The sequence below is a fragment of the Bacillus sp. FSL E2-8868 genome (assembly GCF_038005505.1).
GTDB lineage: Bacteria > Bacillota > Bacilli > Bacillales > Bacillaceae_G > Bacillus_A > Bacillus_A mycoides.
In genome coordinates this window covers 700,726-726,097 of sequence record NZ_JBBOTI010000002.1, presented here as the reverse complement: position 1 = coordinate 726,097, position 25,372 = coordinate 700,726, and the positions used below count along the sequence as shown (strand labels likewise).

General features: G+C 34.2%; 22 protein-coding genes and 2 pseudogenes. 18 read left to right on the top strand and 6 right to left on the bottom strand.

Annotated features, from left to right (window positions below):
* Positions 1 to 256: 256 nt before the first annotated feature.
* From NSS74_RS14590 to NSS74_RS14565, 6 genes are all read left to right on the top strand, one after another.
* A complete protein-coding gene (locus tag NSS74_RS14590; RefSeq protein WP_002126827.1) occupies positions 257 to 1,207 on the top strand; it encodes a nucleoside hydrolase in 951 nt (316 codons plus the stop codon).
* Positions 1,208 to 1,892: 685 nt separating this feature from the next.
* Positions 1,893 to 2,336, top strand: a complete 444-nt coding sequence (locus NSS74_RS14585) for a carboxymuconolactone decarboxylase family protein (protein WP_000083030.1) — start codon at positions 1,893 to 1,895, stop codon at positions 2,334 to 2,336.
* Between the two features lie 241 nt (positions 2,337 to 2,577).
* Positions 2,578 to 3,108, top strand: a complete 531-nt coding sequence (locus tag NSS74_RS14580; RefSeq protein ID WP_002126830.1) for a GNAT family N-acetyltransferase — start codon at positions 2,578 to 2,580, stop codon at positions 3,106 to 3,108.
* Positions 3,109 to 3,659: 551 nt separating this feature from the next.
* On the top strand, positions 3,660 to 4,055 hold the full coding sequence (locus NSS74_RS14575; protein ID WP_002141295.1) for a DUF3224 domain-containing protein: 396 nt from the start codon (positions 3,660 to 3,662) through the stop codon (positions 4,053 to 4,055).
* 115 nt (positions 4,056 to 4,170) lie between these two features.
* Positions 4,171 to 5,061 (top strand): Vgb family protein, encoded by an 891-nt coding sequence (locus NSS74_RS14570; protein ID WP_001223216.1) that lies wholly within the window; start codon positions 4,171 to 4,173, stop codon positions 5,059 to 5,061.
* Positions 5,062 to 5,716: 655 nt separating this feature from the next.
* The gene (locus tag NSS74_RS14565) at positions 5,717 to 6,664 is read left to right on the top strand and encodes a sugar-binding transcriptional regulator (protein WP_000356572.1); all 948 of its coding nucleotides are present in this window, start codon (positions 5,717 to 5,719) and stop codon (positions 6,662 to 6,664) included.
* 48 nt (positions 6,665 to 6,712) lie between these two features.
* On the opposite strand, the gene NSS74_RS14560 is transcribed toward NSS74_RS14565, so the two are convergent.
* Entirely contained in the window at positions 6,713 to 7,075 is a 363-nt protein-coding gene (locus NSS74_RS14560) for a hypothetical protein (RefSeq protein ID WP_002141296.1), read from the bottom strand.
* A 156-nt stretch (positions 7,076 to 7,231) separates the two neighbouring features.
* Between NSS74_RS14560 and deoC the strand changes: the two genes are divergently transcribed.
* From deoC to NSS74_RS14530, 6 genes are all read left to right on the top strand, one after another.
* Positions 7,232 to 7,903, top strand: coding sequence for a deoxyribose-phosphate aldolase (deoC, locus tag NSS74_RS14555; RefSeq protein WP_002012110.1), 672 nt, complete (start codon positions 7,232 to 7,234; stop codon positions 7,901 to 7,903).
* A 105-nt stretch (positions 7,904 to 8,008) separates the two neighbouring features.
* On the top strand, positions 8,009 to 9,190 hold the full coding sequence (locus NSS74_RS14550; RefSeq protein WP_002035026.1) for a NupC/NupG family nucleoside CNT transporter: 1,182 nt from the start codon (positions 8,009 to 8,011) through the stop codon (positions 9,188 to 9,190).
* Between the two features lie 36 nt (positions 9,191 to 9,226).
* The gene (locus NSS74_RS14545) at positions 9,227 to 10,528 is read left to right on the top strand and encodes a pyrimidine-nucleoside phosphorylase (RefSeq protein WP_002141297.1); all 1,302 of its coding nucleotides are present in this window, start codon (positions 9,227 to 9,229) and stop codon (positions 10,526 to 10,528) included.
* Between the two features lie 33 nt (positions 10,529 to 10,561).
* Complete coding sequence (locus NSS74_RS14540) at positions 10,562 to 10,957, top strand: cytidine deaminase (protein ID WP_000358532.1); 396 nt, start codon at positions 10,562 to 10,564, stop codon at positions 10,955 to 10,957.
* Positions 10,958 to 11,123: 166 nt separating this feature from the next.
* Complete coding sequence (locus NSS74_RS14535) at positions 11,124 to 11,519, top strand: DUF2871 domain-containing protein (protein WP_002141299.1); 396 nt, start codon at positions 11,124 to 11,126, stop codon at positions 11,517 to 11,519.
* Positions 11,520 to 11,534: 15 nt separating this feature from the next.
* Entirely contained in the window at positions 11,535 to 12,017 is a 483-nt protein-coding gene (locus NSS74_RS14530; protein ID WP_002012104.1) for a CcdC family protein, read from the top strand.
* Positions 12,018 to 12,067: 50 nt separating this feature from the next.
* Here the strand turns inward: NSS74_RS14530 and NSS74_RS14525 are convergent, their stop codons facing one another.
* The gene (locus NSS74_RS14525; RefSeq protein WP_002035023.1) at positions 12,068 to 12,298 is read right to left on the bottom strand and encodes a DUF896 domain-containing protein; all 231 of its coding nucleotides are present in this window, start codon (positions 12,296 to 12,298) and stop codon (positions 12,068 to 12,070) included.
* Positions 12,299 to 12,544: 246 nt separating this feature from the next.
* Here NSS74_RS14525 and NSS74_RS14520 point away from each other — a divergent pair, with 246 nt between their 5' ends.
* Positions 12,545 to 13,459 carry an HPP family protein gene (locus NSS74_RS14520; protein ID WP_002141300.1) on the top strand — a complete coding sequence of 305 codons (915 nt, stop codon included), beginning with the start codon at positions 12,545 to 12,547 and terminating at the stop codon, positions 13,457 to 13,459.
* A gap of 71 nt (positions 13,460 to 13,530) precedes the next feature.
* Here NSS74_RS14520 and NSS74_RS14515 read toward each other — a convergent pair whose 3' ends face one another.
* Positions 13,531 to 14,238, bottom strand: coding sequence for an alpha/beta fold hydrolase (locus NSS74_RS14515; protein ID WP_002141302.1), 708 nt, complete (start codon positions 14,236 to 14,238; stop codon positions 13,531 to 13,533).
* 142 nt (positions 14,239 to 14,380) lie between these two features.
* Between NSS74_RS14515 and NSS74_RS14510 the strand changes: the two genes are divergently transcribed.
* On the top strand, positions 14,381 to 15,253 hold the full coding sequence (locus NSS74_RS14510) for a LysR family transcriptional regulator (RefSeq protein ID WP_002141303.1): 873 nt from the start codon (positions 14,381 to 14,383) through the stop codon (positions 15,251 to 15,253).
* A gap of 54 nt (positions 15,254 to 15,307) precedes the next feature.
* On the opposite strand, the pseudogene NSS74_RS14505 reads toward NSS74_RS14510, so the two are convergent.
* Both NSS74_RS14505 and NSS74_RS14495 read right to left on the bottom strand, forming a co-directional pair.
* Positions 15,308 to 16,176 (bottom strand): annotated as a pseudogene (locus tag NSS74_RS14505) (urease accessory protein UreH domain-containing protein).
* Between the two features lie 19 nt (positions 16,177 to 16,195).
* Positions 16,196 to 17,188, bottom strand: coding sequence for a F510_1955 family glycosylhydrolase (locus tag NSS74_RS14495; protein ID WP_002141305.1), 993 nt, complete (start codon positions 17,186 to 17,188; stop codon positions 16,196 to 16,198).
* Between the two features lie 223 nt (positions 17,189 to 17,411).
* On the opposite strand from NSS74_RS14495, the gene NSS74_RS14490 reads away from it, so the two are divergent.
* Positions 17,412 to 18,695 (top strand): aminopeptidase P family protein, encoded by a 1,284-nt coding sequence (locus NSS74_RS14490; protein WP_002012280.1) that lies wholly within the window; start codon positions 17,412 to 17,414, stop codon positions 18,693 to 18,695.
* Between the two features lie 118 nt (positions 18,696 to 18,813).
* Positions 18,814 to 20,448: a multicopper oxidase family protein gene (locus NSS74_RS14485; protein ID WP_340813847.1), complete on the top strand. Its 1,635-nt coding sequence runs from the start codon at positions 18,814 to 18,816 to the stop codon at positions 20,446 to 20,448.
* Between the two features lie 51 nt (positions 20,449 to 20,499).
* Here NSS74_RS14485 and NSS74_RS14480 read toward each other — a convergent pair whose 3' ends face one another.
* Entirely contained in the window at positions 20,500 to 21,045 is a 546-nt protein-coding gene (locus NSS74_RS14480) for a hypothetical protein (RefSeq protein ID WP_002141309.1), read from the bottom strand.
* A 438-nt stretch (positions 21,046 to 21,483) separates the two neighbouring features.
* On the opposite strand from NSS74_RS14480, the gene topB reads away from it, so the two are divergent.
* Positions 21,484 to 23,628: a DNA topoisomerase III gene (gene topB / locus NSS74_RS14475; protein ID WP_002012275.1), complete on the top strand. Its 2,145-nt coding sequence runs from the start codon at positions 21,484 to 21,486 to the stop codon at positions 23,626 to 23,628.
* Positions 23,629 to 23,815: 187 nt separating this feature from the next.
* A pseudogene (locus NSS74_RS14470) lies at positions 23,816 to 25,154 on the top strand (IS3 family transposase).
* Positions 25,155 to 25,372 lie beyond the last annotated feature (218 nt).

The following is a 25,372-nucleotide window of genomic DNA, read 5'->3' as shown; positions in this document are numbered from 1 at the left end:
ATGAGAATTTAACTTGTTTTTTCGTTTTGGGGTGTTAAAAAATTCTTAAGTTGATGGGCATGGGATAGCACACCATGCCTATGAACTTAAGAACAGAAACTTACGCTTGAACATAATATCAAATTTAGATGAGCAAAGCTATTTCAAGTGAATAGAATCCACTCTTTAAGAATACATAAAATATATACATACAAGCTTAGTCTGATCACTACATCATTAGTGAAAGTAGGATTCTATAGATTTTGGAGGAAGAGATATGAAAAAAAAGGTTCTCCTGTTTACAGATTTGGGGATTGATGATGCGTTTGCTATACTGTACACTTTTTTTCGTAAAGACATTCAACTTGTAGGAATTGTAGCCGATTATGGAAATGTATCCAGAGAAAATGCAATAAGAAATATTAACTATTTGAAGTACATTGCGGGAAGAGAAGAGATACCCGTATTCCTTGGTGCTTCTGTACCGTTGACAGGTATATTGATTCAGTATTTCCCTGAGGTACATGGAAAAGTCGGATTAGGACCTATCATTCCCCCTGAAATTTCATATCCAGTGTATCCTTTAAATGATATTTATCAAATTATAGAATCAAATTTAGAAGATCTTACAATTATCAATTTAGGAAGACTTTCTTCGCTAGCTACGACTTTTGTGTTGAATTTAGAAACAATGCGAAACGTAAGAGAATGTATTTGCATGGGGGGAGCTTTTTTCTATCCAGGTAACGTAACTGCTGTGGCTGAAGCTAACTTTTACTCAGACCCTTATGCAGCAAACTTAATTCTGCAGCATGCAAAGAACTTGACAATTATTCCTTTAAATGTGACTCAACATGCGATTGTTACACCCGAAATGGTCCAGCAAATCGATGCATTTCATCGGAATACACAGGATCTTGCAGGACTCATCATCAAACCTATGTTAGACTATTATTATAAATTCTACTCTAAGTCTAATCCTGGTATAAGTGGAAGCCCTATGCATGATTTTGTAACAGTGTGGTATTTGCTGAATCAAGAGGCTGTTGGCCTTTCAAGAGTACCCATTAAAGTAATTCCTGATCAAGGAGAAGGATTTGGTCAAAGTATTGCAGACTTTCGTTTTGCTACTAATCCAGGCTATAAAACGCATAATGTAGCTTTTCAGCTTGATTATAAAAGATTCAAGAAGGATATTATGGAAACGTTTTTAAAGAAGAGAGTGTAACAGACTTTATTAACTTCAGATAATAGGGATTATGTGAATGAAATGCCACTTCACTTAACGTACAGGAATTCGACTTTTTTAGGTTAAAATTCGCTTAGCATATAAAACTTCCAAAATGTTGGCTGTATCCCATCACTATCAAGCTAACAAAACAAAATCCCCCTAAAATGAAAAAATCCGCTGACTTCTCAAAGTAATTAACTGTAGTGAAAGAAAATTTTTATTTTGGGGGTACATTAAAACTTTAGCTTGACGGGCAGGGGGTCTCGTCACATGCTTATCAAGCTAAGAAATTAGTTGTTCTCCAAAACGAAAAAATTAACTAAATCCCCATAAATAACTATAGGAAGATAAAAACACTGTAGCTTTCGAATAAAGTTTGATCAAAATTATGTAGTTGTTTGGTGATAATAAAATTGTTTCATTTATAATAAAATCATTTAAAAATTAATAGAGTTATTCAATTTATTCTGACGGTAATAATAAAGTAATTAAAAAGTGAAAATATTTGTTTGGAAAATACGGTTACTCATTTGCGATATTTACGTACCATGAAACAACTAATTACACTGTCTATAACTGAAATTCTCTTTGATTTCGAATGCTTTACAAACAAAAAAATAGCACGAATGTTCGTATTAAGGTATAATTATAAGTATCTTAAAATCAAAGGAGGTCTTGCCTTATGAGTCAAAGAATTTCCTACTATGATGTTGCACCTGATGGCATGAAAATTATGATGGATATGGAGAAGTACACTAAGAAATCTACAATTAATCGAATTACTAGAGAACTTATAAAGATTAGAGTCTCTCAAATTAACGGTTGTGCTTTCTGCATGGATATGCATACATCAGATGCCCGTAAGATAGGTGAAACCGAACAACGAATTTATTGCTTGAATGCTTGGAATGAATGTGATTTTTATACACCTGAAGAGAAAGTTGCTCTTGAACTATCTGAGCATATTACTCTAATTCCCACTAAAAGAGTTCCTGAAGACCTATATAAGCGAGTACGTGAACACTATGACGAGAAACAATATGTTGACCTTGTTCTGGTAATTAATCAAATCAACAGTTGGAATAGAATTTCTATTGCAATGGGAAATACAGCAACTAAAAAATAATTGCTCTCAACGAACGGTAAATAAGAATAAAATTAAAGATGTTTAAAAATCACAATACAATTGTTTCATTTTTCTTTATTACGCAGTTATCATAAACTGTAACATAACCAAATTTTTGAAATTTATTGGTTCATCCTTTATAGCTTTTATAATAATATTATCTTGAAACACGAAGGGACTGAACTATGCGCAGATATCAATATCTTGACCCCAAAATAAAAACATAATGGAGGTAAAAATATTGATTACAGAACTACAAACCGAAAGATTAGTTTTAAGAAAAATGAAAGTATCAGACTCAGCTAGCATGTTTACAATTTGGGCGGATCCAGAAGTTACAAAATTTATGAATATCAATAGTTTTACTGATGAAAGCCAAGCGGTAGATATGATTGAAATGCTTGATAAGTTATCTCGGGAAAACAGAGCTATTCGTTATTCAATAATTGAATTAGAATCAAATGAAATTATCGGTTCTTGTGGTTATAATTCATTTGATTTCAAAAACGCCAAAGCAGAAATTGGTTACGATATTAGTAAAGCTTTTTGGGGTAAGGGGTATGCGCCAGAAGCCATTCTCTCTTTAATGGATTATGCGTTTAGTACTTTAGAATTCAATAGAATAGAAGCAAAAGTTGAATCTGAAAACATCAATTCAATAAAAGTCTTACAAAAGTTAAACTTTACATTCGAAGGGACGATGAGAAAGTGTGAAAAATCTAATGAAAAGTTTATTGATCTAAGTATTTATTCAAAATTAATAACAGATTAACTTATATTACTTAGCCTACATTCCTTAAAATGTAGACTATTAAATACCCTCGAAGCATCCTTAATTGCTATTAATTGAAAGTGAGGGCTACGGCTCTCTTTTTTAATTCACAATTTCTAGTACAATTGAAATAATTAAGAAACGTATAGAGTAATCCGTCCGATCTTAACCACTGAAGAAAAATTAACAGAGGAAGAGATCATGAACTTTGCTGTTGAAATGAGGGAAAAGAAATAGAAGGACACAACTATATAATAAGAAAAATCTAGAAGATACGTAATATTTAAAAATGAACCGTCTCATAAAGAACATGTAGTAATTTCTACGTGTTCTTTTTTAATAAAAATGAAAGTAAACTGTTAAATAAAAATTTACTTTCAATGTCATATAAGAAGAACAAAAAATAAGTCGTCTTTTGCTCTTAACAGGGTCTTACCAGCAGCATCCGTTACTTTAGAAACACTCCTATGAGATATAATTATTGATGGTACTTTTTAGGTGATATACTGGAGGTAGATTACTCATCTAATGATGAAGGGAGGTTTACGCGTATGGAAGTAACATTTACAGTAAGTAAATGGGATGAAAAGCCAGTCAATGACACTAGAAAAGATTTCCCTATTAATATTGCCCATGTCGAATATGATATTGACGGTGAATTAAAAGGAAAAGCTTTTGTTGAATATTTATTATATTATTTAGAATCAACTATAGATGATGGTCACTTGGCTACTGCTAAAATTTCTGGATTTTTACATTTCGAAGGAATTTATAAGGGAAAACGAGGGACATTTATAGCTATAGAGCAAGGGATATTTGATAAAGGAAATCTAGATTCCCCTGCAACAATCATCAAAGCTACTGGTGAATTAGAAAGCCTGAAAGGGTCCTATAATTATAAGTTTACAGGTCAAACCAGTAAAATGATTCTAGACTTTGAATTCTAACAAAATATCTTATAATTTAGCAAAAAGGGCATCCACTGTAATACCAGGAATGTCCTTTTTTAAACTAAATTATACCGAAAAACAAGACTCGAAATTTTCAATGGGAGGAAATGATATGAGGATCACGATACAAGAATATGTGGTCAATGAAATAGATTCAGGACCATATGGAATAACCGTAGGAAAAGACGGAGCATTGTGGTTTACGGAACAGAAAGGGAATCGAATTGGTAGAATAAATGCTACTGGTGAAATAAATTCTTTTCCCATTCCGACAGCAAATGCAGGAGCTATGTCAATTATCTCGGACCAGACCGGTGACTTATGGTTTACGGAATATAACTCAAGCAAGATCGGTAAAATGTCGATGAACGGTCTTTTTGAAGAATATGTACTCCCTACAACGAACGCTGCACCTTTTGGCATAACGGAAGGCCCAGATGGAGCAATATGGTTTACAGAAATGAATAATGGTAGGATCGGAAGAATAACAAAGTCAGGGGAAATCACCGAGTTTGAATTGCCTAACTCCAAATCATTTCCCTCTTTTATTACTCTGGGATCAGACGGTGCATTATGGTTTACACAGAATCAGAACAATAGGATTGGGAGAATAACCACTAAAGGTGAGGTCAAAGAATATCCAATCCCAACACCCAACTCCGGGCCAGTTGGAATTGCGAGCGGCCCAGATGGAGCAATATGGTTTGTGCAAATCATAGGCAATAAAATTGGTAGAATTACGTTCGAAGGTGAGATCAAAGAATTTGTTATACCGACGCCGAACGCTCGTCCTCATGCCATAATACCTGGGAAGAACAGAGATCTTTGGTTCACAGAATGGGGAGGTAACCAAATCAGCCGTATTACAGTTGAAGGAGTTATTACGGAATATACGATACCTACAAATAATGCAGAGCCACATGGTATCACGTTTTGTCCGGATGGCGATCTTTGGTTCGCTGAAGAGTGTAATCAAATTGGACGTCTAACAATCATTACGTAATAGGGATATCGTCCATCGCTATCAAGCTCAGAAAAGTAAATATCCCATCACCATCAAGTTAAGAATTTGGTTGCTCCCCAAAACGAAAAAATGTGCTTTTTTGTTACAAGTAGCACAAAATTTCGTTCTGGGGGTATTATAAAATTTTAGCTTGATGGCGATGGGGTCTCGCCATCAAAACGTGAATTTCGCACGCTAAGGAATTTCTATATTAAAAAACTTGGCTTTACCGTACGTTAAGGAAGTTCCATAAACGATATTTAATGTTTGTTATTGTTACTACAGAAAGAACAAAAAGAATGAATTAAATATGAATCGATTTATCCCGCTATTTGCGGGCAGTAAGACTCCCACCTCAAAATTCGGCGAATACGAGGGAGTTAGGTGGGAGTCGGACTGCCCGTAAAAGCCCGATTGGTGAGGGCTAATAATCAGTGGGGGATGAACAAAACCCCCACTGATTAAAGTTTCACTTTATCTGATTCAAGATCATTTGTATCGAGTGTATGAAGCTAAAAAATAAAAGTTTCATTGTAAATACTAAGTGTAGTAGAAGTTCAGTTAGAGAAAATTCGGTAGTCGAATTTTTTTGCATAAAGCTGTATAATGCTTGTAACGAAAAGGAAATACAGGAAAGGATATGTAATGAGTTACTATGGATAAGGATAAACAACAATTAAGCGTTGAAGTTGCAAGATTATATTATCAATCAGATTATAGTCAGCAAGAAATTGCTAACAAATTAAATATCTCAAGACCGACAATCTCTAGATTATTAAAGTACGCGAAAGAAAAAGGATTTGTTCAAATTAGTATAGCAGATCCATTTGCTGATTTAGATAACGTCGGGAACTTACTTAAAGAAAAGTACAACTTGTTAGAGGCGCATGTTGTATTTTCTCCAGTGCCAGAATATGCAACGATTACTGAGTATATTAGTAAATATGCAGCTGAGTATATGGAAAAGACAGTGAAAACTGGTGATATCGTTGGTGTAAGCTGGGGAATGACGATGTATGAAATCGCTAGAAAAATCGTACCGCAACATGTGAAAGGTGTAGAGGTTGTCCAGTTAAAAGGTGGCATTAGTCACTCAAGTGTAAATACATATGCGAATGAAACGATCGCGTTATTTGCAGATGCTTTTCAAACGACGCCAAGAAATCTACCTCTTCCAGTTATATTTGATAATGCGGTGACAAAAGAATTAGTGGAGCAAGATAGACATATTCATCACATTATTGAAATGGGGAAACAAGCAAATATTGCAATTTTCACTGTTGGAACAGTGCGTGATGAAGCGTTATTATTCCGATTAGGATATTTAGATAAGGATGAAACGAACATTTTGAAAGAACAAGCTGTCGGTGACATTTGTTCACGTTTCTTTGATGGAGACGGAAATATTAGTAGCGAAGAAATTAATAAGCGTACAATTGGAATTGAGTTAGAAGAGTTAAAGTTAAAGAAACGTTCTATTTTAGTTGCAGGTGGTAATAGAAAAATAAAAGCAATTGACGGTGCGTTACGTGGCGGGTATGCAAATGTACTAATTATAGATCAGCATACAGCGAAAGAATTGTTACATTATCAAAAAGGTTAGAAATAAAAGGCTTTCTCAAAATATTAATTTTGAGAAAGCCTTTTATTTTTAGTATGAATAAATCAATGTGTAGTACCTTGTAAAGTATTTGTAAGGAACGCTCTTTGATTGATCTCCTTTTTCAAAAATTAGTGAGTTAGCCATAATATCTCTATCTACAAAACTCCAGCCATCTTGCTCCATCATATCGATAAAAGGTTCCATTTTTCCGCGCTTTACTAAGTAGGGGTATTGATTATCTATCGGTTCTACTTCCACCATTTCTTTATCTTGAATAACCATCTTAGACATAGCTAAAGCAAATGGAACTGGGTTTCCTTCTTGGAAAATAGCATCTCTTTTATAAAAAATAAATATGGATAGTGAGGTGCATACTAGCAATGTGAATATAAAGAATTTTGACTTAAACAAGTGATTCACATCCTTTATTTACAAGCTTATACTACTTTCAATGTATTACTAGAAATCCCCTTCTGAAAAAGAATGAACAAAAGTTCAAAAGTGTATTTACATTTGTTCAACTAAGGGTTAGAATGAAGTTGTTAAAAGATATGAGGAGTGAAGATAATGAACATTGCAAAGTTAATTGATCATACAATTTTAAAACCAAATTCTACAAAAGAAGATGTTATGAAAGTAATCGAAGAGGCAAAGCAATACAAATTTGCTTCAGTTTGTATTAATCCTACATGGGTAAAGCTAGCTGCTGAAGAATTAGCTGGACATGATGTAGACGTTTGTACTGTAATCGGTTTCCCATTAGGAGCAAGCACTACTGAAACAAAAGCATTCGAAACAAAAGATGCTATCGCAAAAGGTGCAACTGAAGTTGATATGGTAATCAACGTAGGTGCTTTAAAAGATGGCGACAATGAGTTCGTTGAAAAAGACATTTATGAAGTAGTACAAGCAGCAAAAGGAAAAGCTCTTGTAAAAGTAATCATTGAAACTTGCCTTCTAACAGATGAAGAAAAAGTTCGTGCTTGTGAATTATCAGTAAAAGCTGGCGCTGATTTCGTAAAAACTTCAACTGGATTCTCAACTGGCGGAGCGACTGCAGAAGATATCGCATTAATGCGTAAAACAGTTGGACCAAACGTTGGCGTGAAAGCATCTGGCGGCGTTCGTACACGTGAAGATGCAGACAAAATGGTAGAGGCTGGAGCTTCTCGCGTTGGAGCAAGTGCTAGTGTTGCAATCGTATTAAATGATGCAAAAGGTGCTACAGATAATTACTAATTAATAAAGTGTGAAAAGCAATAGATACACGTTTAAAGTAAAGTGTATCTATTGCTTTAACAATTGAAAAGAATGTAAGCGGATACGAATGGGAGGAGACGGCTTATGAAATACTTAATCGGTGTTTTAGGCCTCGTATTGATTTTAGGTATCGCTTGGCTTGCTAGTAATGATAGAAAGAAAGTCAAATATCGCCCAATCATAACGATGGTTATATTACAATTCATTTTGGGGTTTTTATTATTAAATACAAGCGTAGGGAATATATTAATTAGCGGAATAGCAGATGGTTTTGGAGAATTATTAAAATATGCCGCTGATGGTGTGAATTTCGTATTTGGTGGATTAGTAAATCAAAAAGAGTTTTCATTCTTTTTAAGTGTATTAATGCCAATCGTATTTATATCAGCTTTAATAGGTATTTTGCAACACATTAAAGTATTACCTATTATTGTGAAATCTATCGGTCTAGTATTAAGTAAAGTAAATGGGATGGGGAAACTCGAATCATATAACGCGGTAGCTTCTGCGATTTTAGGACAATCTGAAGTGTTTATTTCAGTTAAGAAACAACTAGGATTATTGCCAGAGAAAAGAATGTATACATTATGTGCATCTGCAATGTCTACAGTATCTATGTCTATCGTTGGATCATATATGGTGTTATTAAAACCGCAATATGTTGTAACCGCTTTAGTGCTTAACTTATTCGGTGGCTTCATTATTGCTTCTATCATTAACCCGTATGAAGTTACTGAAGAAGAAGATATGTTAGAAGTACAAGAAGAAGAGAAAAAGACATTCTTTGAAGTATTAGGGGAATACATTATAGATGGATTTAAAGTTGCGATTACAGTGGCAGCTATGTTAATTGGTTTCGTTGCTCTTATCGCATTCATTAATGCAGTATTTAAAGGTGTAATCGGTATCTCATTCCAAGAAATTCTTGGTTATGTATTTGCACCATTTGCATTTATTATGGGTGTTCCATGGCATGAAGCAGTTAACGCAGGGAATATTATGGCGACAAAACTTGTATCAAATGAATTTGTTGCGATGACAGATTTAGCACAAGGAAACTTTAATTTCTCAGATAGAACGACAGCGATTATATCTGTATTCTTAGTTTCATTTGCAAACTTCTCTTCAATCGGGATTATTGCAGGGGCAGTTAAGAGCTTAAATGAAAAACAAGGGAATGTAGTCGCAAGATTCGGTTTGAAATTACTTTTCGGTGCAACATTAGTAAGTTTCTTATCAGCAACAATCGTTGGCTTATTATTTTAACAGATTCATATAATATAAAAAGGAATGGTGATTGTAATGAGAATGGTAGATATTATTGCGAAAAAACGTGATGGAAAAGAATTAACAACTGAAGAAATTAATTTCTTTATTAACGGTTATACAGACGGAAGTATTCCTGACTATCAAGCGAGTGCACTTGCAATGGCAATTTTCTTTAAAGATATGACGGATCGTGAACGTGCAGATTTAACGATGGCAATGGTTGAGTCTGGAGAAACAATTGACTTATCAGCAATTGAAGGCATTAAAGTAGATAAGCATTCAACTGGCGGTGTTGGTGATACAACAACATTAGTATTAGGACCATTAGTCGCTGCTTTAGATGTACCAGTAGCAAAAATGTCTGGTCGTGGTTTAGGACATACGGGCGGGACAATTGATAAATTAGAAGCGGTAGAAGGATTCCACGTTGAAATTACGAAAGAACAGTTCATTGATATTGTAAACCGTGACAAAGTGGCTGTTATCGGACAGACAGGAAACTTAACACCTGCTGATAAAAAGATTTATGCATTACGTGATGTAACAGGAACAGTAAATTCAATTCCTCTAATTGCAAGTTCAATTATGAGTAAAAAAATTGCAGCTGGTGCTGATGCAATCGTACTTGATGTAAAAACAGGTGCTGGTGCATTTATGAAAACCGAAGAAGATGCAAAAGAATTAGCTCATGCAATGGTACGTATCGGAAATAATGTTGGACGTCAAACGATGGCAGTAATTTCAGATATGTCACAACCTCTTGGTTTTGCGATTGGTAACGCTCTAGAAGTGAAGGAAGCAATTGATACTTTAAAAGGCGAAGGTCCAGAAGATTTAACAGAATTAGTACTTGTATTAGGAAGCCAAATGGTCGTACTTGCGAAAAAAGCAAATACATTAGAAGAAGCTCGTGAAATGCTAATTGAAGTTATGGAAAACGGAAAAGCAACTGAGAAATTTAAAGAGTTCTTAAGCAACCAAGGCGGAGACAGCTCAATTGTAGACAATCCAGAAAAAATGCCACAAGCGAAGTATGTAATTGATGTACCTGCAAAAACTTCAGGTGTTATTTCTAACATTGTTGCAGATGAAATCGGTATCGCAGCTATGTTATTAGGTGCAGGTCGTGCGACAAAAGAAGATGAAATCGATTTAGCGGTAGGATTAATGTTACGTAAAAAAGTTGGTGATGCAGTAAAAGAAGGCGAGCCATTCGTAACGATTTATGCAAATCGTGAAAATGTAGAAGATGTAAAAGCTAAAATTTATGAAAACATTTCTATCGCTGAAACAGCAGTGGCTCCTAAATTAGTTCATACAGTTATTACTGACTAATCATAATTACATTTACTTTGAGGAGGAAATAATATGGATAAGAAAAAATATATCGAAGAAGCAAATAAGATGTTGTCAAAAGCATATATTCCGTATTCTAAATTTCCTGTTGGTGCAGCATTAGTTACGAAAGAAGGTAAAATCTATACTGGTTGTAATATAGAAAATGCTTCTTACGGTTTATGTAACTGTGCAGAAAGAACAGCGATCTTTAAAGCCGTATCAGAAGGTGAGCGCGATTTTAGTTACTTAGTCATTACAGGCGAAACAGACGGACCGATTTCACCATGTGGTGCTTGTAGACAAGTTATTGCTGAATTTTGTGATCCGAAAATGCCTGTATTACTAACGAATGTAAAAGGTGATGAAAAAGAAGTGACTGTAGAGCAGTTACTGCCTGGTGCCTTTTCAATTGAAGATTTAAAATAAGTTAAAAGGCCATTCCGCAATGAATAGTTGTGGAATGGCCTTTTTTATTTCAAATAATAGAATGTAATAATCTGTTCATATTCCGTTCATAAACTTTGCGTAAAATGATTGCAGTGAATATGGAAAGTGACGATATAAATTGTCGTTCTACAGCAGGAGGAATATGATGAAGAAATTATATAATGCAGCATTCATTTACTTAATTATTGGTTTATTATCAGGTGTATTTGCAAGAGAGTATACGAAAGCGCAAGGAATTAAAGGATCCACTATGTTGCAATTAGTGCATACACACGTATTAGTGCTCGGCTTCGTATTCTTTTTGATCGCTTTAGCTCTATTTAAAGTATTTAATGTCCGTGAAACAAAAAGTTTTCGTGCGTGGTTTGTTGTTTATAACATAGGACTTATTTTTACAATCGCTACAATGGTATTTAGAGGTATTCTACAAGTGAATGGAACTGACTTTAATGGTTTAAGCCATATGGCTGGATTAGGTCATATCATTATAAGTGTTGGGCTCGTTTGGTTTATGATTTTGCTCAAAAAATCTTTTAAATAGATAGGAGTGGAGAGTATGAGTTTAGCACTTTTATCAAGTATAGTAGCGGTTTGTATGGCCGTTGGAGTTATGTTTCTTCGCTTTAAGTCAGCGAAAAAACCGGTAACGAAAAAGAAAATTATATTACCGCCAATTTTTATGAGCACTGGTGCAATGATGTACTTCTTACCAGAGTTTCGATTAACGTCTTTAGAAATAGTAGAGGCAATTAGCGTAGGACTTATTTTCTCTATATTTCTTATTAAAACATCTAAGTTCGAAATAAGAGGCGAAGACATATATATGAAACCATCAAAAGCGTTCATATTTATTTTAGTTGGTTTATTAGCTGTCCGGGTAGCATTGAAATCATATTTAAGTCAGTCGATTGATTTAACCCAATTAAGTGGAATGTTTTTCTTACTCGCTTTTGCGATGATCGTATCGTGGAGAATTGCGATGTATCGCTCGTTTACTAAATTAGAAAAGACAATAAAAAGAGCTGGAATTTCTATATAGGAATTTCAGCTCTTTTTATGTTTTATACGATTGTTTTTTTAGCTTTGATTTCATTTGCTTAATTTTAAACGGATTTGAGCATCTTGTAATGCAACTGGTGTAACGTTAAGACCATTTTGATCAACGATTTTTGTGTTTAATAAAATGGAATCTAAGCTCCCGCGAAATGTTTTTGTATAGTTTTGACGCAACATTTGTTGTTCTTGTTTTTCATCAACTGTTAATCCAGATGTTCTTTCTTTTTTTGATAATTCGTTAATACGGAATAAAATGTTTTTCATTTGTTTTCACCTCTAGTTAGATTTAATTACATTAGTTACTTACTAATGTATAGTTATTTTAACCTATCTTTTAATAAGTGTCAATGCCTATAAACATTCCTTGTTTTGTAAGTGTATGGGGTGATAAAGAATGAAAACACTACAAATACTTGAAATAGAAAAGATGTTAATATACAATACCTAAGTAGGGTATATAGGGTATTGTTTTACTTTATGAGAGTAATAAGCAAAAAGGAGTATGTAATAATGAATTCAGTAATTTCAAGGAAAGAAACAATCATATCATATAGCATTGCAATTCTATTTATATTAGCGATGGTTACAGCTGGTGTACTATTAGATGATCCAGAAGTAATTTTGCCGGAAATAGCTGCGATGGCAATAGCTTTATGGGTATATCGTGAGCCGGGATGGCTAAGACAACCAGAAAAAATCTTTATTGCGCCGTCAATAACAGCTGTTATTGGTTTTGCAGTGAATCAAATGGATATTTCCTATATAGGAAAAGTTAGCTTAACACTTATATTAATGATGTTGTTTTTACGTGTTATTCAATCCAATTTAGCACCATCTATTGCGACAGGTTTATTACCATTAGTAACAAATGCGACGGAATGGTCATTTGTTATCTCAGTCTTCGTTTTGACATTTATTTTAATGATTGGTGTTCTTATTTTTAAATTGAATAACGGTATTGAGAGAAAAGTTAAAATCCAATATAAATATATGGTTGTATTTCTATTTTTAAATTTTGTATGGATCAGTTTATGTTGGATAACTGGTTATGAACAATTAGCGGTTATTCCGCCAATTCTAGTCGTTGTGTATGAATCACTTCAAAAACCGATGTACAATGAAAAAATGGCATTTAAACAAATACTAGTATTAACTACATCAGCAACTGTTGGAACGTTATTGTACTTTGCGATTGATTCATGGATTGTAGTTACTTTATTAAATATGATATTAATGCTAATTTTATTAAAAATCGTTGGAGTACGTATTCCAGCAGCTTATGCATTTCCATTACTTCCGCTCGTATTTCCTGATGAAATGATAAAAATGTTACCTGTAGGCTCATTCATTGCGGGGGTATTCTTATTTGGGGTAGTACTACTGTATAAAAAGTGGGAGATGAAGAAAAAGGGAACGCAAATGTAGAGAAGAAAATACAATCCCTAGTTAGCATAATAAATAGACACCCGCGGGTGTCTATTTTCATTAAATGAAATTTAGCTTAACTCATTTAAGCAATTCACAAGTTCTGTTGTTTTAGAAAAGAATGGTGAATGATCAGCTTCCAAAGTAATTATTTTTGTGCAAGTAGTTTCTGTATGCATTCGGCGCTGAAAATCAATCGGAATCGCTCTATCTAGAGTTGTTTCGATATAAATACGATTTACAGTTTCAAAGTTCTCTTCTGATATTTTTAGCTCTTTTTGGAACGGTCCTAGTGGTTGAGGACGCATTTGATTAAAAGATGCTCCTTTAATAGAACCGTCTTCTGTAGCATTTAAAAATGTTTGTTCAATCAACTCTGGTATAAGTTCTGCGGTCATGTCATTCTCATTTATAGAGAATTGTGGGCCAGCTTCTCCGTCTAACTTACTACCAAGACTTTCTCCATTTTGTGGCAAGAATGCACAAAGATATACTAATTTATCGATTTTATTTGGTATAAGCTCAGCGGTTTGAGTGATCACAATTCCCCCCATACTATGTCCAACAAGAATAACTTTTTCATTTTGTTGATTTATAATAGTTGTTACTGCATTAACATAGGAATCTAATGTTATATTTTGTGATGGAGTTGTATCTTTCCCACTTCCAGGTAAGTCTAGTGTAATAACTGTATGTCCGAAAGCCTCTAGTTGAGGTTTTACTAAATCCCATGCCCATTCACCTTGCCATGCTCCATGTACTAAAACGTAAGTACTCATTTAATCAACACTCCTCTAATGTTTATATGTTTATTTTTTCGTAATATTGATGATGTATAATTAGTGTATATGAAGTGGGTTGATAAATATAATGAAGCTTATTTATAGATGATATAAATAACTTTTATATAAGGAGAACAGAATGAACGTTTTTGATTTTAAAGTTTTTAAATACGTGGCTCGTTTGAACAGCATTAGTTTAGCAGCTAAGGAGTTACATATGACACAGCCGGCTATAACTCATATCGTAAACAAATTAGAGAAACGATATGCTATAACATTATTTGATCGCTCTAGACAAGGAACTGTTTTAACTGAAAATGGAAAAGAATTTTTAGTTTGTGTAGATCGACTTCTAATGGAGTATGAAAACCTTGAAGAAACAGCTTTACAATTAAAAAATAATAACTTGTATAAGATTGTATTAGCTACATATCCTTCAGTTACTGTATATTGTTTGGCGGAGTGTATCGAACTAGGTAATTTTGATCAAAGTCAGTATGTGCTTGCAGTTCGAGAAGGAAGCTATCAAGAAGTGTTAGATTGGCTGTCTTCTGGAAGTGCAGATTTTTCTATTTCTATAAAAGAAAATTTAATACCAGGATTTCATTATGATGTAATTGGTGAAGATCCGTATGTTATGGTTTCTTCTAAGTCAGTTCCATCTGGTCTTACAATGAAAGAGTTGAAAAATTATCCTTTTATAATGCCGCTCTCTGGTTGTAAAGAAGTACTTGAACCATATTTGACGAAAAATGAAATAGTAGTTAATAAAGTGATGGAATCAGAGACCATTAGTTCAGCATTAGCACTTGCCTTACAGGTTAACGGTATAACAATTGTTCCAGTATCAGGACTACATAAGCAAATTATTCATGAATTCATTGTGCAACCGATAGAAATTAAAATCGCACGACAACTTATTATGCAATGGTCACCTAAAAAAGAAAATGACTCACTGTTTCTGGCGTTTGTTACGAATTTACTAAGCCAACTACAACAAAAGAAAAAATGAATAAAATGATACAAAAGGTAAGCTCATTTCACTGAAGCTTACCTTTTGTGTGTATTACCAATATAGGACAGTATCATAAAGCCCGATTAATATAAGGAGAACACCGGCTATACGCTGAATGTTTTTTCCTATTTTTCGGCTCTTTTTCAGTAAAGTCCCATTTAATCCAAGGTAGGAGATGATGAACATAAGTACAACGATAGGTAGAGCAGTTCCTATCGAAAAGAATGTCGGAAACAAGTATCCATAATTAGATGAGAAAGATAAAGGGATTAACGTTCCGAAAAATAGAACGAACATAGTCGGACAGAAGGCTAAGGAAAAAAAGAATCCAAGTAAAAATGAGCCAACCTCATTTTGTTTTCGTATAAATTTGATTGAGAAGAAACTTCTTCCTTTTATAATACCTGCCAACATTAGCCCCATTAAAATTAATAAAGGTCCAATTATTTTTCGTAACCATGGGAAATACAAAGTTAATATTTGCTGAATCTCTTTTCCTAAGAACCATACTAATAGTCCAAGTGTCGTAAAAGCTATTATTTTTCCTAAAATGAATAACAATATATGTTTCCATGCATGTCCCTTTTGTAAAGATTGATTGCCATAAAGTGAAACTTTAATCAGTGGGGGTTTTGTTCATCCCCCACTGATTATTAGTTGAACCAATCGGGCATTTACGGGCAGTTGATATCCCACCTAACTTCTTTGTACTATCCGAATTTTGAGGTGGGAGTTTTACTGCCCGTTAATGCGGGATAAAGTGTAATAGCGCTAATGTTTCCTGTTAATTGGCAAGGAGCAAGGGTACCTACAATGCCTAATAAAAACGCAAATAAAAGAGGAATTGATTTCGTAGCATTCGCGATATCCATTAAAGGAGACATGAGTTGATAACTCCACTCGCTAACTGTTGAAAACACGTTATATTCACCTTTCTAACTAGTTATATTGTAATGTTCCATTTTTAGTAATCTGCTTCCACGTTTTACCGTCATCCATAGAAAGAAAGACATTTGCTTTCATTGTAGCAAAAACTATTTCAGCTGACTTTTGAGGATTTTGTGATATGTACATAATTGTATCTTTAGAATCTAAAGATGGAATCTGTAAGTTTGTTTCTTCATTTGTAGCAATTGATTTCTTCGTAATCAGTTGCTCAGTTTGCTTATTAATAGAGGTATAGATAATGTCTTCATTACTTAATGTAACTGCGGTCGATTCAACTGGTTTAGAAAATAGTTCAAATGTATTTCCATAATCTGTAGACAAATATACACCGTCTTTAGCACTTACCGCGACTACACTAGATTGATCTGGATGTGCTGAAAAGGAATGGATTGTACTTGAAAGACCGTTTAATTTACTATTTTTCCAATCTTGTCCGTTGTTCGTACTGAAATAAAAACCTTGTTGTAATTTAGAATTTGGACGCTCATTGTATAAATAAATTGCTTCCGTATTATATCCGACAGCAAGGTTATGAAAATCAGATTCTCCATAAAACGCTAGCTTTTCGAGGGTATTACCGCCATCAGAACTTTTCATTAGCCCTAAAGGATTTTTTAAATTTGCACCTGGTTCAGGATGACCGCTGGCAACGAATCCATTCTTTGTTGCCTGAAATCCCATGTAATCATGTAGCTCAGTCGTAGTTTCAAACCATTTACCATCTTGATAAACTTTTATACCACTGTGAGTTGCGATAGAAACCCCAGGCATATTTCCCGCGTAGCCAATTCCATGAATGTGCTCGATTTTTCCAGAGGTAATTTCTTTATAGAAGTTTTGCGGAATCGTATTTGCTGTTTCTTTATTTTTTGGCTGAGATTGCACCGTTTCTTTTTTAGCTGGTGCTGTTTCAGCATTGCTAGAACATCCTGAAATTATGAATAAAGAAGTAATTGCTAACCCTGTTGCTACATAATGTTTCACTTTTGTAGACTCCTTTCCATATATATGAGATTTTAAGTATATGGAATAAATGTCAAGAAATTGTGGAGTGGTATGCATAATTTAGAGTGGAAGGGGCCCTAGTAATGAAGATTTTCTTTTCTCTATGAGCACTATTAATTGACGAAAAATTATAACAATAATAGAATGAATTATATTGGATAATCAGTTTCAAAATTATACATAGAATGCTAGGGGGATTATTATGAAATCAACATTTTTTGCTCAAAATAGAGAACGATTAGTAAACACATTACCGGATGAATCTATTACTATTTTATTTGCTGGGCAAGCACCTCATATGTCAGCCGATGCACATTATAAATTTGTGCCGAATCGAAATTTTTACTATTTAACGGGAATCGATGAGCCAAATGTTATTTTCATGTTGAAAAAGTTTGGAAATAGTGTGGAAGAAACTCTTTTCATTGAAAAATCAGATCCAGTAATGGAAAAATGGGACGGTAAAACAGTTTCTAAAGAAGATGCAGAACAAATTTCAGGCATAAAAAAAGTTGTATATATAGAAAGCTTTGAGAAGACAATGGCAAATACACTTTTCACAGAAAATGTGAAGCATCTGTATTTAGATTTAGAGCGTCGTGAGTGGAAGGGTACGGAGACGAAAACGTTAGCGTTTGCTAAATATGTAAGAGAACAGTATCCACACGTTTTAATTGGTAATGTATATCCGCATATTTGTGAATTACGAGTGTTTAAAACGGAAGAAGAAATTGAAATCATTAAAGAAGCGATTGCTGTAACTAAAGAGGGTATTTATAACGTGCTGAAGCATGCAAAAGCAGATGTGATGGAATATGAATTAGAAGCTCATTTTGATTTTACGCTTAAATCATCTGGAATTAAACATCATGCATTCAATACAATTTTGGCGAGTGGTAAAAATGCTACAGTCCTTCATTATGAAGATAATGATGCACAAATTCAAAATGGTGATTTAGTGCTGCTCGATTTAGGTGCTCAAAAAGATTACTACAACGCTGATATTAGTTACACATTCCCAGCTAGTGGAACATTCTCTAGTCGCCAAAAACAAATATATAATATAGTGTTAAAAGCATTGAAAGAAACAACTGAGCTTATTAAGCCAGGATTAAAGTTTACTGCATTAAATGAGCATACAAAAAAGGTACTGGCAGAAGAGTGTAAAGCAATTGGTTTAATTCAAGAAGATGAAGAGTTATCAAAATACTATTATCATGGCGTCAGCCATTTCCTTGGTTTAGATACTCACGATGTAGGAACATACAAAGATAGAGTGTTAGAAGAAGGTATGGTTATAACAATCGAACCTGGTCTTTATATTGAAGAAGAATCAATTGGAATTCGTATTGAGGATGATATCCTTGTAACAAAAGATGGGTATGAAAACTTGTCAAAAGATATCATTAGAGAAGTTGAAGAGATTGAAGAGTTTATGAGTGAAAATAATGTGAATGTAAAAGAAGATGAAGTTGTTACGAAATAATTATTAGAAGAGGCGCTCAATTTTGGGCGTCTTTTTATTTAGGCCATTTTAAACCTCCATATTTTCTTGAAAATTGTCTTCTATAATAATCTTGAAAAAGAAAAAGGAGGGATTTTCAATGAAGAGATTTATATTAACAGCAGTTACAGTCTCCGTAATATCTTTAATTGCTGCATGTTCTGCGACCACAAATACAACAAATGATCATAAAAATATGGACGATAAAAAAACAACACAGACTGAAACGGCTACAAAACCATTGAAAGTTGTAAAAGGGCCAGAAGTTACTTTAGTAGCGAAAGAAGAAAAGCAAAAGCTAAGTAACGGTGTTATTGTTCCAGTCTGGACATTTAATGGCTCATCCCCAGGTCCAGAAATCAGAGTGGAAAAAGGTGAAAAGGTTAAAGTGACATTAAAAAATGAATTATCTGCACCAGTATCTATTCATTGGCATGGGTATCCTGTCCCAAATAACATGGATGGAATTCCAGGTGTGACGCAAGATGCGGTTGAACCTGGAAAGAGTTTTACCTATGAATTTGAAGCGAACGTACCAGGAACATATTGGTATCATTCGCATCAAGATTCTGTGAATCAACTAGATAGAGGTTTATATGGTGCTCTCATTGTAGAAGATACTAATGAAAAATATGATAAAGATTACACATTAATGTTGGATGAATGGGTTACAGATAAAGAAGAAATTAATAAGCAGTTAAAAGAAATGACAAAAGGGCCAACAGGTAATAAATCTAAGGGTAATGAAAATACGAAAAAGAATGATGATATGAAAGGCATGGATCATTCCGGTATGGACAGTGATAAAAAAGACTCTAGTAATATGGCAGGAATGAACCATGGAAATATGAAGATGGAAGGTCATGATATGAGTATGTATGACTTATTCACAATCAATGGTAAAAGCGGAGATTTAGTAGAGCTGTTAAAAGTGAATGAAGGGGATAAAGTTCGTCTTCGACTCGTTAATGCTGGTTATCTATCACATGATATACATGTTCACGGTCATGATATAAAAGTAATTGCGACAGATGGTCAACCAATTAACGATCCAAAAGTTATAAAAGACAAAGTAATTTCAATCGCACCGGGTGAACGTTATGATATTGAATTTACAGCTAACAATCCTGGGAAATGGTACGTTGAAGACCATTCAGAAAGTAAAGGTGCAAAAGGAATGAAAGCTATTATTGAATATGATGGCAGCAAAGTGATGAAAGACAAAGCAGATGAAAAAGAAAAATTACCGAAATTAGATATGACGAAATATGGTGCTAAAAAATTAGGTAGTTTCACGTTAAATCAACAGTATATTGCCACATATAATATGGACTTGAATACACAAATGAATGGAAATGAAATGGTATATACAATTAACGGAAAGGTATTCCCAGATATTGACCCAATTTCAGTGAAAAAGGGTGACTTAGTAAAAGTAAAATTAGTAAATCGCTCTAAAGCGGACGATCATCCGATGCATTTACACGGTCATTTCTTCCAGGTGTTAAGTAAAGATGGAAAACCGGTAGAAGGTTCTCCAATTGTTAAAGACACTTTGAACTTAAAACCAGGAGAAGAATATGAAGTAGCCTTTGTAGCAGACAATCCGGGTGAATGGATGTTCCACTGTCATGATTTACACCATGCTTCAGCGGGGATGGTAACAGAAGTGAAATATACAGATTATAAATCTGATTATGTTCCAAACCCTAACATTCCTAATAAGCCAGAATAATATGAAGCAGTTATCCTATGGATAGCTGCTTATTCATTTTCGTTGCAAGTGTTAATGCATATGTTGATCGTGTCCGGATGAAGATGGGGGAGTATGATCGGGGAATGTCACGAACACGGCAACGATAATTACCACACTAATTGAAAGTAATAATAAAAAACGCCGTTGGATAAAAGTAGAAAAGGTTTCTGATAAAAGTTGAATTATACATGACATAGTTATTGTTATCGTAAGTAAAAGACTAATGAACAGTATACTGTGGGCTTGTTGAGCGTTTAACATTTCTGTAATCATTGCTCCCATCATACTTGCCATTAATCCAGAGAACAGTCCTTCTAAAGCAGTATATAGGTGAAACCGTAGACCGACTAAAAAACCGATAAACCCACTAATCAAAATAGCAAGCAAAGTAGAATATAGTAATTCTCCTTTGAAGAGAATCCCTAAATAAAAACCTATACTTAAACCGATACACATACTAAAAGACATAATAAATACCATATACTCCATTAGGGTACCCTTACGTTTAGAAATATATGATGTAATAATAATCGAGATACAACAAAGTGTTAAGGCAGTTAACGTATAAGCGAACATCATGATACCTCCCTGTCCTATCATTCACTTCATCATATGTTCAAATGGAGAGTACTTATGCTAATATATATCTGCAAATTATCTGCACAATTTAAAAAAGGTAAGTTCAATATAATTTTCAAATAATGATGGTTCTCTTAGTGGACGATGCTTCATAAAGAATTGTTGTATTTTTATTTTGAGAGAATATATGTAAGCAAGTAGTAGTGAATGGAAAAGATGTTCGATTTTTGAGCGTCTTTTTTGTCTATAAGCATGAGAAAGAAAGTGTTATATAATGAGTTTCTATTGTGAAGCCATAAAGAATAAGCGTATAATATTATAGGTCTCCCATTTGTGAGGCAAACCGCGAATGATAAATAAGATGGTTGTTTTATCATCGCTTCTAAACATATAGACAATGAAAGTAACACTGGAATACAGATAGGGAGTTAGAAGATGAAATTAATTATTGCCGAGAAACCAGATCAAGGTTTGGCTCTTGTTTCACAGTTTAAATATCGCCGGAAAGATGGGTATTTAGAAGTAGAAGCAAATGAGTTATTTCCAAATGGAGCGTACTGTACATGGGCAATTGGTCATTTGACGCAGTTATGTAATCCAGAACATTATCACGCTGAGTGGAAGAAATGGTCACTTAATACATTGCCGATGATTCCAGAGCGTTTTCAATTTGAGGTAACAAAGTCAAAGTATAAGCAATTTAACGTTGTGAAACAGCTGTTACATAATCCACAGGTAACAGAAATTATTCACGCGGGTGATGCTGGGCGTGAAGGGGAATTGATCGTAAGAAACATTATTAATCTTTGCAACGTGCAAAAGCCAATGAAGCGTCTTTGGATTTCATCTTTAACGAAGCAAGCTATTTATCAAGGATTTAAAAACTTACTAGATGAAGCAGATACGATTAATACGTATTACGAAGCATATACAAGATCTTGCGCTGACTGGGTCGTTGGTATGAATGCATCGCGTGTCTTTAGTATTTTGCTAAAGAAAAAAGGAATGAATGATGTGTTTTCCGCTGGTCGTGTACAAACACCAACATTAGCACTCATTGTAAAGCGTGAAAAAGAAATAGAGAACTTTAAGTCAGAGCCGTTTTGGGAAGTGTTCGCAACCTTTAATATAGAAGGAAAGAAATATGAGGGGAAATGGGAGAAAGATAATGAGTCCCGCTTAAATGACCCTGATTTGGCAAATAAAATTGCAGCGTTTTGTCAAAACAAACCGGCTGTAGTAAAAGAAATGAAAACGGAGCGTAAAGAGTTTCAGCCGCCGTTTTTATTTAATTTATCAGCACTGCAAGCGACAGCGAATAAAGCCTTTAAATTTTCACCAAAAAAGACACTTGATATAACGCAAGCACTATATCAAAAAGGGATTGTCTCTTACCCTCGTTCGGATTCTAACTATGTAACACAAGGAGAGGCAGCGACGTTCCCTGATATTTTACAGAAGTTAAGTCAGTTTGATGAATATAAAGGTTTATTGCCAGCACCAATTGAATCGATTATGAATAATAAGCGTTATGTGAATGAAAAGAAAGTTACAGATCACTACGCAATTATACCGACAGAGCAAGTTACAAATCCAAGCAAACTATCAGGTGATGAAAAGAAAATTTACGATATGATCGTAAGAAGGCTGATTGCGGCGCATTATGAAGTAGCAATCTTTGATTACACAACGATTACAACTCTTGTAGACGAACGTGCTGCGTTCATTTCGAAAGGAAAACAGCAAATTCAAGAAGGTTGGCGTAAAGTTATTTTCCAAGACGATAAAGATGACGAAACGATTCTTCCAATTGTAGCTGAAGGTGAACAAGGAAAAGTTGTAAAGGTGAAAGTGAAAGAAGGAAAAACACAGCCACCGAAACGTTATACAGAAGGACAACTCATTACGTTAATGAAAACGGCCGGTAAGTATTTAGAAAATGAAGAGCTTGAGAAAGTATTGAAGAAAACAGAAGGTTTAGGTACTGAGGCCACTCGTGCTGGTATTATTACAATGCTGAAAGACCGTAAATATATAGATGTACAGAAAAACCAAGTGTACGCAACCGATAAAGGGAAAGTATTAATTACAGCAATCGGTGATAAAATACTGGCTTCACCAGAAATGACAGCAAAATGGGAGCAACGCCTTGCGGAAATTGGAGAAGGTACAGCTTCACCAGCGACATTTATGGAGCAAACGAAAAAGCTATCAGCTAAAATTATTGAAGATGCGGTAGAAATGTCGGAGAAATGGGATTTCACCGGATTACATGTTGAATCGATTGAGCGAAAAGGATCGAAATTTACAACAGGTAAAAAGGTCGGGAACTGTAAAAAATGCGATGGCGATGTTATTGATAAGTCGACGTTTTACGGTTGTTCTAACTACAATACAACACAATGTGACTTTACCATCTCGAAGAAGATTTTAAGCAAAGCTATTTCGCAAAAAAACATGACGAAACTATTAAAAGGTGAGAAGACCGATTTAATTAAAGGCTTTAAAAAAGGCGAGAAAACGTTTGATGCGAAGTTAGAGTGGAAAGATAATAAGATTAATTTTGTGTTTGAGAATTAAGTGGTTTCAACAAATGAAAAAGCTCTTTCCCGAGTAAAATGTGCTGTATTAGGTTTGAAAATATAGATAGAAAAGAAAAAGCATGACAATTTAAAATGTACCCTATAGAATAGACACTGAAAAAAAGTCTATTCTATAGGGTATTTCTTGTATAATGAGAGAAAATTGGAATCGGAGAAGGTTTAAAATGACAAAAAAGCTATTTACAGAAAGAGACATTCAAATTCTATCAAATAACCCATATATAAAATCTGTAAGTCAGAAAGGTATCACTTATACAGATGAATTTAAGCGTATTTTTATTGAGGAGAATGCGAAAGGAAAACTACCCCGAAATATTTTTGAAGAATGTGGTTTTGATATAGATATGATTGGAATGAAACGAATTATGTCATCAGGAAGTAGATGGCGTGCTGCTTACAGAAAAAATGGTGTATTTGGTTTACGAGATACACGCACCGAAAACGCGGGAAGAACTCTTGAGAGAGAGCTTACGTTAGAAGAGAAGTATGCTCGTTTAGAAGCCGAACGGAACTTACTAAAGGCAGAAAATGAATTGTTAAAAAAGATCAAACTTATGGAAGGGAGGATGAGAAGGAAATAACGTTATCACCTAGTCAGAAATATATCCTGATTTGTTCTGTCATCATAAAATATAACTTAAGAAATATGGTGAGTTACTTGTGTAAAGTAGCTGGTGTATCCCGTTCGGGATACTATAATTATTTTTCCATTTCATCTCAAGAACAACGGAAACAAAAGAACGATCAAGATGAAATCGTGAAAGAAATCATATTAAAAGCACTTCGATTTAGAAATCGAAAGAAAGGGGCTCGTCAAATAAAAATGACATTGGCGGGTCATTTTCAAGTTGTCTACAATTTAAAGCGTATCCGTAGAATCATGAAGAAATATGAGATTGTCTGTCCGATTCGGAAAGCAAACCCTTATAAAAGAATGCTGAAAGCTTCAAAAGAACATCGAGTAGTGCCGAATCAATTAAATCGAGAATTTAAACAAAACACCCCAGGAAAAACACTTCTTACAGATATCACTTATTTAGTTTACGTTACGGTAAGAATAAAAGAGCTTATTTATCTACAATTTTAGATAGCTCAACCAATGAAATTTTAGCTTACCATGTTTCAGAACAGATGACATTAGACCTCGTAACAACAACTCTTCATAAACTAAAACGGAATAAGAGGATTCGATTGACTAACGGTGCATATATTCATTCAGATCAAGGAGCCCACTACACAAGCCCTACCTACCAAAAATTAGTCAAAAAGCTAAAGCTCGGACAATCTATGTCAAGAAGAGGAAACTGTTGGGATAACGCTCCACAGGAATCATTTTTTGGTCATCTGAAAGATGAAGCACATATAAAACCTTGCGAGTCTTTTACTGAGTTGAAACAAGAGATTAAGAAATATATGACGTACTATAATCACTATAGATATCAATGGAATTTAAAAAAGATGACTCCTGTTGGATACAGAAATCATCTCCTTGATGTTGCCTAACTTTTTTCAAAATGTCCTTTACAAAGGGTACAGATTAATTTTATGTCATGCTTTTTTATTTTATAATTACAGAGTTTTGTATACTAGCACTAAAATTTATTTGAAATAATTGTTTGAAAAGATGGTATGAAATAGTGTTAAGTAGCAATAAAGTTTTTTAAAATATAAAAAAGTTGTTTAAAGATCCTTCTTTAACTAAACGGCAGGTTAGTTTTAAT